At 74.1% G+C, this 10315-nt stretch carries 9 protein-coding genes and 1 pseudogene; 6 read left to right on the top strand and 4 right to left on the bottom strand.

Annotated features, from left to right (window positions below; genetic code table 11):
* Nucleotides 1–313 (bottom strand): AMP-binding protein (locus K6I34_RS22555; protein WP_229328146.1); only part of this gene is annotated, 313 nt, incomplete at its 3' end.
* Between the two features lie 105 nt (nucleotides 314–418).
* On the opposite strand from K6I34_RS22555, the gene K6I34_RS22550 reads away from it, so the two are divergent.
* From K6I34_RS22550 to K6I34_RS22540, 3 genes are read left to right on the top strand one after another with little or no spacing between them, the layout of a single operon-like run.
* Nucleotides 419–1567: a lipid-transfer protein gene (locus K6I34_RS22550; RefSeq protein WP_229328145.1), complete on the top strand. Its 1149-nt coding sequence runs from the start codon at nucleotides 419–421 to the stop codon at nucleotides 1565–1567.
* 52 nt (nucleotides 1568–1619) lie between these two features.
* Entirely contained in the window at nucleotides 1620–2084 is a 465-nt protein-coding gene (locus K6I34_RS22545) for a Zn-ribbon domain-containing OB-fold protein (RefSeq protein WP_229328144.1), read from the top strand.
* Nucleotides 2081–2866, top strand: coding sequence for an enoyl-CoA hydratase/isomerase family protein (locus tag K6I34_RS22540; protein WP_229328143.1), 786 nt, complete (start codon nucleotides 2081–2083; stop codon nucleotides 2864–2866). Before K6I34_RS22545 ends, K6I34_RS22540 begins: the two co-directional genes overlap by 4 nt.
* A 76-nt stretch (nucleotides 2867–2942) precedes the next feature.
* Here the strand turns inward: K6I34_RS22540 and K6I34_RS22535 are convergent, their stop codons facing one another.
* Entirely contained in the window at nucleotides 2943–5477 is a 2535-nt protein-coding gene (locus tag K6I34_RS22535; RefSeq protein ID WP_374230991.1) for a PQQ-binding-like beta-propeller repeat protein, read from the bottom strand.
* 493 nt (nucleotides 5478–5970) lie between these two features.
* Here K6I34_RS22535 and K6I34_RS22530 point away from each other — a divergent pair, with 493 nt between their 5' ends.
* On the top strand, nucleotides 5971–6618 hold the full coding sequence (locus tag K6I34_RS22530) for a TetR family transcriptional regulator (protein WP_229328141.1): 648 nt from the start codon (nucleotides 5971–5973) through the stop codon (nucleotides 6616–6618).
* A gap of 183 nt (nucleotides 6619–6801) precedes the next feature.
* On the opposite strand, the gene K6I34_RS22525 is transcribed toward K6I34_RS22530, so the two are convergent.
* Nucleotides 6802–7281: a nitroreductase family deazaflavin-dependent oxidoreductase gene (locus K6I34_RS22525; RefSeq protein ID WP_229328140.1), complete on the bottom strand. Its 480-nt coding sequence runs from the start codon at nucleotides 7279–7281 to the stop codon at nucleotides 6802–6804.
* Nucleotides 7278–8615 (bottom strand): acyl-CoA dehydrogenase family protein, encoded by a 1338-nt coding sequence (locus K6I34_RS22520; protein ID WP_229328139.1) that lies wholly within the window; start codon nucleotides 8613–8615, stop codon nucleotides 7278–7280. The genes K6I34_RS22525 and K6I34_RS22520 overlap by 4 nt, the downstream gene beginning before the upstream one ends.
* 86 nt (nucleotides 8616–8701) lie before the next feature.
* Here K6I34_RS22520 and K6I34_RS22515 point away from each other — a divergent pair, with 86 nt between their 5' ends.
* Together K6I34_RS22515 and K6I34_RS22510 are read left to right on the top strand one after the other, a co-directional pair.
* A complete protein-coding gene (locus tag K6I34_RS22515) occupies nucleotides 8702–9877 on the top strand; it encodes an acetyl-CoA acetyltransferase (protein WP_229328138.1) in 1176 nt (391 codons plus the stop codon).
* Nucleotides 9878–10086: 209 nt separating this feature from the next.
* Nucleotides 10087–10315 (top strand): annotated as a pseudogene (locus K6I34_RS22510) (oxidase); the annotation flags it as partial.

The following is a 10315-nucleotide window of genomic DNA, read 5'->3' as shown; positions in this document are numbered from 1 at the left end:
GGGTGCGCCGCAGCGCCTGGACCGCCTCGGCCCCCTTCAGCCGGGTGTTCAGAGGAACGAGGACCGCTCCCGCGGAGACCGCGCCCAGGGCCGCGACGATCCAGTCGGCCGTATTCGGCGCCCAGACGGCCACGCGGTCGCCTGCCTGTACCCCCATGGCCAGGCAGCCCGCGGCGGCGCGCTCGACGTGCGCGGCGAGGTGGCCGAAGCCGATCCGGGTCCGGCCGTCGACCACCGCCTCACGGTTGCCGTACCGTGCCGCGGCCGTACGGACCAGCCGGGGTATGGACATGAACTCCAGGTCCCCGCGCATCGCGCACCCTCCCCCAGTAGCTGACTCAGCGTCAGATTAACGATAGCCTTCCGCGCTGTCAGCAGCGGAAGCAGCGACAGCGCCCAGACCACGGAGGTGGCGACGGTGGCAGCGCTCAAGGACACGACCGCGATCGCCGGCATAGGACAGACCCCCTTCGCACGCCGACTCCCCTCATCCGAAAAGACCTTGGCCTGCCAGGCGATCCTGGCGGCGCTCGACGACGCGGGCATCCCTCCCTCCCAGGTCGACGCCTTCGCCTCCTACACCATGGAGGAGACCGACGAGGTGGAGATCGCCAAGGCCATCGGCGCGGGCGACGTGACGTTCTTCGCCAAGGCCGGCTACGGCGGCGGCGGGTCCTGCGCGACCGTCGCCCATCTCGCGGCGGCGATCACCACCGGGCAGGCGACCGTCGGCGTCGCCTGGCGCTCCCGGAAACGCGGCTCCGGCCCGCGCCCCTGGCGGAACACCACGGCTCAACTCCCCACGCCTGCCCAGTGGACGCGCCCCTACGGCCTGCTGCGCCCCGTCGACGAGATCGCCATGCTCGCCCGTCGCTACATGCACGAGTACGGGGCCACGCGCGACCACTTCTGCAACGTCGCCCTCGCGTGCCGCGACCGCGCCAACCAGAACCCCGCCGCCGTGATGCACGGCCGTCCGCTGACCCGCGAGGCGTACATGGACGCGCGCTGGATCAGCGAACCGCTCTGCCTCTTCGACAACTGTCTGGAGACCGACGGCGCGCTCGCCTGCGTGGTCGTCCCCGCCGACCGGGCCCGCGACTGCCGACACCCCCCGGTCTATGTGCACTCCGTGGCGCAGGGCCTGCCCGCCCAGCACCACGGCATGGTCAACTACTGGAACGACGATCCCCTGACCGGCCCTTCCTGGACCGCCGCGCGCCACCTGTGGAAGACGGCCGACTTCGGACCCGAGGACGTCGACGTCGCCCAGCTCTACGACGCGTTCACCCCGCTGATCCCGCTCTCGCTCGAAGGCTACGGATTCTGCGGGCGCGGCGAGGGCGCGGCCTTCACCGAGGGCGGCGCGCTGGAGCCCGGCGGCCGTCTCCCGCTCAACACGGCGGGCGGCGGGCTCGGCGAGGCGTATGTCCACGGCTTCAACCTGATCAACGAGGGCGTCCGGCAGCTCCGCGGCCACTCCACCGCGCAGGTGCCCGGCGCCGCGACCTGCCTGGTCACGGCGGGCGAAGGCGTGCCGACCTCCGCCCTGCTGCTGAGGAGTTGAGTACCGTCCGAGGAGTCGATGCCCCATGTCCCCCATACCGACCGTGTCTTCCATGTCCTCCATCATGACGGGCACCACTGACAACGGGCTCCTGGCGCCGTGGCCGGACGAGGACGGCGCCCCCTTCTGGGAGTTCGCGGCCCGCGGTGAGCTGCGCGTCCAGGACTGCGCCGACTGCCACCGACTGCGGTTCCCGCCCCGGCCGTGCTGCCCGCACTGCCAATCCTTCAGCAGCGAGTGGCGCAGGATGACCGGTCACGGCCGTATCTGGTCGTACGTGGTACCCCACCCGCCGCTCCTGCCCGCCTACGCCGAACTCGCCCCGTACAACGTCGTCGTCGTGGAACTCGCCGAGGCCCCGCACATCCGCCTCGTCGGCAACGTCGTCGCCGCGCCCGACGCGCCGCTCGACTCCGTGGACCCCGCGCTGCTGCGCATCGGCGCGCCCGTGCGTGTCGTCTTCGCGGAGCTCGCCGGAGGCGTGACCGTGCCCCGCTGGCTCCTGGAGCGCCCATGACCGCGGAAGCGCCGCCCCCGGTCCGCACGGAGGTGGGGGACGACGGCGTCGCGCTCGTCACCCTCGACCGGCCCGACCGGCACAACGCGATCGACCTGCCCATGGCCGCCGACCTGGCCGCCGTGTGGCGCCGGTTCCGCGACGACGACACCGTACGGGCCGTCGTGCTCACCGGTGCCGGGGACCGCGCGTTCTGCAGCGGTATCGACCGCTCGGTGCGCGTCCCCCAGCCCGCCTCGCCCTACTCCCTCGACGACCCGCTCCTCGCCGTCGGCCCCAAGGCCGCGGACCTGTGGAAACCGGTGCTCGCCGCGGTCAACGGGCTGGCCTGCGGCGGGGCGTTCTACCTGCTCGGCGAGGCGGAGTTCGTGATCGCCGCCGAGAACGCGGCCTTCTTCGACCCGCACACCACCTACGGCATGGTCAACGCCTACGAGGCGATCCACATGGCCCAGCGCATGCCCTTCGGCGAGGCCGCCCGCACCGCGCTGATGGGCACGGCCGAACAGCTCTCCGCGCGGCGCGCGTACGAGATCGGGCTGGTCTCCGAGCTGACCCCGCCCGGCGGAGCCGTGCCCGCGGCCCTGCGTGCCGCCCGCGTCATCGCCGCCTGCCCCACCGAGGCGGTACAGGGGACCGTACGGGCCCTGTGGGCCGCCAAGGAGGCGGCGTACGAGCGGGCCCTGTCCCTCGCCCCGCACCTCATCTCGCTCGGCAGCCTGCCGCCGGAACGCCAGCAGGAACTCTTCGCCACCCGCGACCGGACGTACCGCCTGCGGTGAGCCGGCAACAGGACACCCCGGCCGACGGACCGGCGGAGGGCGAGGGACGCGGCGGGGCGGGGCGCGGCGCGGCGGCTCACCGTCTGGACTGGCCGGTGCCCTTCGCCGCGTCCAGCGCGTACACGCACCGGTCCTTGCTGCACGCGTAGACGACGCCGCCCTTGGCCACCGGCGACCCCGTGATCTCCCCTCCGGTGGCGAGCTTCCAGCGCAGCTGGCCGCTCGCCGCGTCCACCGTGTAGAGGCAGTGGTCCGCGGAGCCGAAGTGCACACGCCCGTCGGCGATCACGGGCGCGCCCACCACGTCACCGCCCGCCGCGAAGCGCCACCGCGGCGTGCCGGTGACGGCGTCCAGCGTGTAGAGCGCGCCACCGCTGCCCAGATGGACGGCCCCGGCCGACACCAGCACCGGCTCCGTCGACTGCCGCTGCTCCGTGGCGATACGCCAGCGGTCGCGCCCGGTCGCCGCGTCCAGCGCGTACACCGTGCCCAGGTAGTCGGCGACGTAGACACCGCCGCCGTTCACGGCCGGGCCCGGGGCGAACGCGGGCGGGCTGAGGAAGACCGCCGGCGCCTCGAAGCGCCACAGCACATCCCCGCGCGCCACGTCGACGGCGAGCACGCGCGTGCCCGCGACGACGTACACCACACCGTCGGGCGCCGCGAGCAGCCGCACCGGCACCCCGCCGCACGCCGCGGCGTCGCCCACCGGGTACGACCAGCGCTCGGCGCCCGTACGCGCCTCCAGGGCCCGCAGCCGCCCCTCGGCCCAGACGTACACCGTGCCGTCCTGCACGAACGGGCCGCAGTCCGGGGTCTCGAAGTCGGTCTGGAGGCCGCCGAGCTCCCACAGCAGCTCGCCGTTGGCGGCCTCCCACGCCTGGACGCCGCCGCCGCGTGTGCCGGTGACGATCGTGCCCCGGTCGGCCTTGAGCGAATACACCCAGCCGTCCGTGGTGAGGCGCCAGCGCTCGGCGCCGTCGGCCGCGTCCAGCGCGTAGAGCGTCGGCCCGTCCGAGGCGTGGATACGGCCGTCCGCGACGGCCATGGCCCAGGCCACGTCCCGCGTCTTGAACTGCCGCCGCCCGCTGGCCACGTCGAGGGCGTGCACCTCGAAGGACGTCACGTACAGCAGCTCGCCCTCGACGGTGGGCGTGCCCCAGACGTCGTTCGACATACGGAACCGCCAGGGCCGCCAACGGCCCTGGTCGGCCTGCGCGTTGCCGCCTTCCACAGGCTGGACGGGAGGCTGCGCGGGCGCCTGCGCGGGCACGCCGGTGGCCATCCCCGCGGGCGGCCGCACCCAGCCGGTCGCCGCGCCGGTGCCGGGCTGCGGCTCGCGCGCGTCGGCGACGCGCGGGCCCGGCCCGATGGGCACCTGCGAACCGGCCAGCCGCACGGCGCCGTCCGGCGCGGGCACGGGCGCGGCCGCGTGCCGCCCCTGACCCTGGACCGGCGGCCCGGTACGGAGCGCGGCGGACGCCTCGGCGGGGCCGCCCAGGCCGCCGCGCGGGTCGAGGCCCTGGGCCACGCCGGAGCGACCCGGCATCGCGCCGCCCAGGTGGTCGTCGCCCCAGGCGGGGCCGCTGCGCGCGGCCGCGGCCTGCGGCGCGTACGAGGGCTCGGGAGGGCGGGACGACGGCGGCGGCTGCGTCGGCCTCGGCGGCGCGGTGGCACGGCTGCGGCCGCCGCCCCTCTGGGCCGGGGCGGGGCGGTGCCCGGCCCTGCGCTGCTCGATGAGGGTGACGGCGTTGTCCGGCAGCCAGGCCGACGCGGTGCCGCTGTCGTCGCCCCCGCCGGAGGCGAAGAGGTGCGGGGCGAGTTCCGCCTGGAGGTCCGCGGGGGTGGGCCGGTGCTCCGGCGACATCTGCATGCAGGAGTCGATCAGCGGGCGCAGCTCGTCGGGCAGGCCGCTCAGGTCCGGCCCCTCGCGCAGCAGCATGAAGACGGTCTCGACCGGGTTCGCGCCGTGGAAGGGCGCGTGGCCGGTCGCGGCGAAGACGAGTGTCGAGCCGAGCGAGAAGATGTCACTGGCCCCGGTGACGCTGCGGGAGTCGCGCGCCTGCTCGGGCGACATGTAGGCGGGCGTGCCGACCGCGACGTTGGTCATGGTCAGACGGGTGTTGGAGACGCCCGAGGCGATACCGAAGTCGATGACCCGGGGGCCGTCCTCCACCACCAGGACGTTCGACGGCTTGAGGTCGCGGTGGACGAGGCCCGCGCCGTGGATGGACTGGAGCGCCTCGGCGACACCGGCCGCCAGCCAGCGGACCGCCTGCGCCGGGAGGGGACCGCACTCGTTGACGATCTCCTCCAGGGAGGGGGCGGGCACATAGGCGGTGGCCAGCCAGGGCACGGCGGCACGCGGGTCGGCGTCGACGACGGCGGCGGTGTAGAAGCCGCTGACCGCCCGCGCCGCCTCCACCTCACGGGTGAAGCGGACACGGAAGAGCTGGTCCTCGGCGAGCTCCGTGCGCACCGTCTTGATAGCGACCCGCCGGCCGGACGCCGAGCGGGCGAGATAGACCAGCCCCATGCCTCCGGCACCGAGCCGGCCGAGCACCTCGAACGGGCCGATCCGTCTCGGGTCGTGCTGGGTAAGCTGCTCCACCACTGGCCTGCCACCTCCCCGTGGGGGCTTGAAGGGTTTCAGCCCCGTGCAGCGTCTCACCGCGAATTATCTCCGGGGTACGCCTACTGATTCTTCCTGGCGAGCGGCCCGGTGGCGAACCCGGGTCGCGCTTCGCCGTGTCCCGGCCGTACGCGGAAGCACCCGCCCCGCGCGCCGCACCGCCCACTCCCGCATCGTGACTCTCCGTTACCCTCGCGGGCTTCGCGGCCCGCCCGCGGGGTTTCCACGACTGCCACGGTATCGGGGGAACGCGTTTTTCACGCGGCCTGTGGACAACTGTGGGAAACCCCTCCCGAGCGGCCCTGTCCACAGCCTGTCGATAAGACGATTCACCGGTACGGGCCAATCCGCATAGCCTCTCGCGGCGCCCTCCGTATACCCCCTGAGCTGGCCTTACGCACGGTCCCGCCCCCCTCCCCCCATTTGCATGCGGCCGAATCGCGCTCCGATCACCCCTCGGTAAGCTGACGGCATGACAGGACAAGTACGCACCGTCGACGGCCGTGTGGCCGGTCGGCGCGGACAGGCGACGCGGCAGAAGCTGCTCGACTGCCTCAGTGAAATGCTCAGCTCCTCGCCGTACCGTGACGTGAAGGTCATCGACGTCGCGCGCAAGGCCGGCACCTCCCCCGCGACCTTCTACCAGTACTTCCCGGACGTCGAGGGCGCCGTCCTCGAGATCGCCGAGGAGATGGCGAAGGAGGGCGCGAGCCTCACCGACCTCGTGGCCGGGCGCTCCTGGGTCGGCAAGTCCGGCTGGCAGGCCGCGGAGGAGCTGGTCGACGGCTTCCTCGGCTTCTGGCGCAAGCACGACGCCATCCTGCGCGTCGTCGACCTCGGCGCGGCCGAGGGGGACAAGCGGTTCTACAAGATCCGCATGAAGATCCTCAACGCGGTCACCAACTCCCTCACGGACTCCGTCAAGGAGCTCCAGTCCAAGGGCAAGGTGGACAAGGACGTCAACCCCGCCGCGATCGCCGGATCCCTGGTGGCGATGCTCGCCGCGGTGGCCTCGCACCAGAAGGGCTTCCAGAGCTGGGGCGTCAAGCAGGCCGAGCTCAAGCCCAACCTCGCGCTCCTCGTCCACCTGGGCATCACCGGCAAGAAGCCGACCAAGTAACGGGGCCGCGCAACGGCGGAAAGCCCCTCCGGCGGCGCGACGGCGCCGCGCACGTCCTGTCATCGCAGCGGCGGGCCACTCCCGGCTCGGGCCGGAGCGGCCCGCCGCAGTGACATACCCCTCGACACGCCTCCCGGCGTGTCCCCCGGCATGTTTCCCCTCATGCCTCCCGCCGCCGCGCCCCTAGCGCGGTTCCAGCCGGAACAACCGGATCTCACGCTCCACACGCGCCTGATAGCGCGCGTACGGGGGCCAGAACCGCACCGCCGCCGCCCACGCCGCGGCCCGCTCCGAGCCGCTCAGCAGCCGTGCCCGCACGGGAATGTCGCGCCCCCTCCAGCTGATCTCCGCCTCGGGATGCGCCAGCAGGTTCGCCGTCCAGGCCGGATGGCCGGGTCTGCCGAAATTGCTGCCGACCAGCACCCAGGAACTCGTGGGATCGCCCTCCCGCAGGCAGGCGAGCGGCGTCGTCCGCGGCAGTCCGCTGCGCGCTCCTGTCGACGTCAGTACGAGACCGGGCAACATCCGCGCGCTGAGCATCGTCCTGCCACCGGACAGCCGGTGTACCGCGCGGTCCAGCGCCGGTATGACGTACGGCGCCACGCGCGCGAAGGCCCGGGTCGACGACACCCGCTGCACCGTCCGTTCCACGACGCCCGTCATGACGCCACCGCTTCCCGGACGCCCCGGACGTCAAACAGGCCGGCGCTGTCCGCGGCACGGGCCCACAACCGGTGCACAGGACCGAACAGCAGCGCGTCCGACACGGCCCGCTTGAAGTACAGCTGCACGTCGTGCTCCCAGGTCACCCCCATGCCGCCGTGCAGTTGCACGGCCTCCCCCGCGACCGACGCCAGCGCTTCGAGCGCCTGCCCGAGCGCGAGCCCCCCGGCCACGGCCGCCCCGCCATCCCCTCCGGGGGTGACCGTCCTGCCGTCACCTCCGGCCAGGGCCGTCCCGCGATCCTGTCCTACGGCCGGCTCCACGGCCTGTCCTGCGACGGCCGTCCCGTCGCTGCCTCCCGCGGGCCGCCCGGCCGCCCATGCCGCGTAGTACGCCGCGGAACGCGCCGCCTGCACCGCCACGTACAGGTCGGCCAGCCGGTGCTTGACCGCCTGGAAGGAACCGATCGGCCTGCCGAACTGCTGACGGGACCGCACATGCTCGACCGTCAGCTCCAGCGCCCGGTCGGCGGCTCCCACCGCCTCCGCCGCGAGGGCTGCCGCGGCGTCGCCACCGACCCGCGCGAGGGCCGCGGGCACGTCGGCACCGCTCCCGGCGGGCCCGAGCAGGTCGGCCTCGGCGTCGCGCAGCTCGACGCGGGCCTGCGGCCGGGTCTCGTCCAGGGCCGTCAGCCGGGTGCGGTGCACGCCGCGCGCCCGGTCCGGCCGGACGACGAACAGGGCGGTACGGCCACGCGCGTACCCGCCTGTGCGCGCCGCGACGAGCAGCAGGCCCGCGCTGTGCCCGTCGAGGACCTGCGCGGCCCCGCCGTAGAGCCGCCAGCCGGAGCCGTCGGCGGCCGGCCGCGCCTGGACGCCGCCCGTGCGGCCGCCGCCCGCCCACAGGCCCTCGTTCGCCCCGGTCAGCCCGAGCGCCTCCGCCGGCGCGGCGCCCGGCAGGACGAGCGCTCCCGTCAGCTCGCCGGTGACCATCCGGGGCAGTGTCTCCGAGCGCTGCGCCTCCGTGCCCAGGGCGGCGATCAGCGGGGCCACCAGCCAGGCCGTGGCCAGCAGCGGGGACGGCAGCAGCACCCGGCCCGTCTCCTCGCAGGCCAGTGCCGCCTCCGTGGGCCCGCAGCCCGCGCCGCCGTAGCGCCGGTCCACAGCGAGCCCGGGCAGGCCGAGCTGCCGCGCGAGCTGCCGCCACAACACCCCGTCGTATCCGGCCGTCGTACGGACCGCGGCTCTGACGCCGTCCGGCGCGCAGCGCTTGCGCAGCAGCTCGCGCAAGGTCCTTCGTATCCCGTCCTGTTCCTCGCTCAACGCGGCATCCACGGCGGACTCCTCCCGAACCGGCGGGCCGCCATCGTATGCGGCGCAACCCGCCTTTCCCAGAGCAGATCTGATGTACCGTCAGCTCTATGGGTCCTGACCGCCCGCGCAGGGTCGCCGTCGTCGGTGTCGCGCTCTCGGACTGCGGCCGCGTCGACCACGCCACTCCGTACGCCCTGCACGCCCAGGCCGCCCGCCGCGCCCTGGCCGACTCGGGCCTCGACAGGTCCGTGATCGACGGCCTGGCCTCGGCCGGGCTGGGCCCGCTCGCCCCCGTGGAGGTCGCCGACCACCTGGGGCTGCGGCCGACATGGGTCGACTCGACCTCCGTCGGGGGCGCGACCTGGGAGGTCATGGCCGCTCACGCCGCCGACGCCATCGCGGCGGGGCACGCGAACGCCGTGCTCCTGGTCTACGGTTCCACCGCCCGCGCGGACCTCAAGGCGGGCCGCCGCACCGCCGCCCTGTCCTTCGGTACACACGGCCCGGCCCAGTTCGAGACACCGTACGGGCACACCCTCATCGCCAAGTACGCGATGGCCGCACGGCGGCACATGCACCAGTACGGCACGACCCTCCGACAGTTTGCCGAAGTCGCCGTTCAAACCCGCGCCAACGCGGCGTTCAATCCGCACGCCATGTACCGCGCGCCGATCACCGTCGACGAGGTGCTGGGCGGCCCGGTGGTCGCCGATCCGTTCACCAGGCTCCAGTGCTGCGTCAGGTCCGACGGCGGCTGCGCGGTGCTGCTCGCGGCGGAGGAGTACGTGGCCGACACGGACAGCTCGGCCGTGTGGGTGATGGGTACGGGAACCGCGCTCTCCCACGCGACGTTGGCGGAGTGGGACGACTTCACGGTGACCCCGGCCGCGGTCTCCGGGCCACTCGCCTTCCGCCGGGCGGGAGTCGCCCCGCAGGACATCGACGTGGCGGAGCTGTACGACGCGTTCACCTACATGACGCTGGTGACGCTGGAGGATCTCGGTTTCTGCGCGAAGGGCGAAGGGGGCGTGTTCGTGGAGAAGGGGCGGCTGACGGTCGGCGGCGCGCTGCCGGTCAACACCGACGGCGGCGGCCTGTCCGCCTGCCACCCCGGCATGCGGGGCCTGTTCCTGCTGGTCGAGGCGGTGCGCCAGCTCCGGGGCGAGGCCGAGGAGGGTCGCCAGGTGCGCAGGCGGGACGGCACGCTCCCCCGGCTCGCCATCGCCTCGGGCACAGGCGGCTGGTTCTGTTCCTCCGGCACGCTGATACTCGGGCGCGACTGACCGTCCCTGGAGACCGGGCGGGAGTGGGTCCTGTCGCCAGGACTGATACCGAAACCCCGGCACGCGGGTGTGCCTGTCCCCAGTACCCGGGCGCGACTGACCCCGGCACGCGGGCACGACTGCCTCGACGCCCGGGTGCGACCGGCCGCGCCACCCGCTCACCCCGCCCCGCGCCCCCGCAGGCGCCACGCACGCGCTTGGATGGGCGCATGAGCGACGAGACCGCCGACGGCAGCCAGGAGTCCTTCCGCGCACTGCTGCGCTCCCTCCACGTGTGGGAGAACGAGCTGCCCCGCTTCGATCCGGACCGCGCGCCCGCCGAGCCGCTGCCCCTCTTCCAGCAGTGGCTGCGCGAGGCCGCCGAGGCGGGGACGCCCGAGCCGCACACCATGACGCTGGCGACGGCGGACGCGAACGGCTCGCCGTCCGTGCGCACCG

The sequence above is a fragment of the Streptomyces sp. UNOC14_S4 genome (assembly GCF_020740835.1).
Classification (GTDB): Bacteria; Actinomycetota; Actinomycetes; order Streptomycetales; family Streptomycetaceae; genus Streptomyces.
This window is presented reverse-complemented; position numbering and strand designations above follow the sequence as displayed.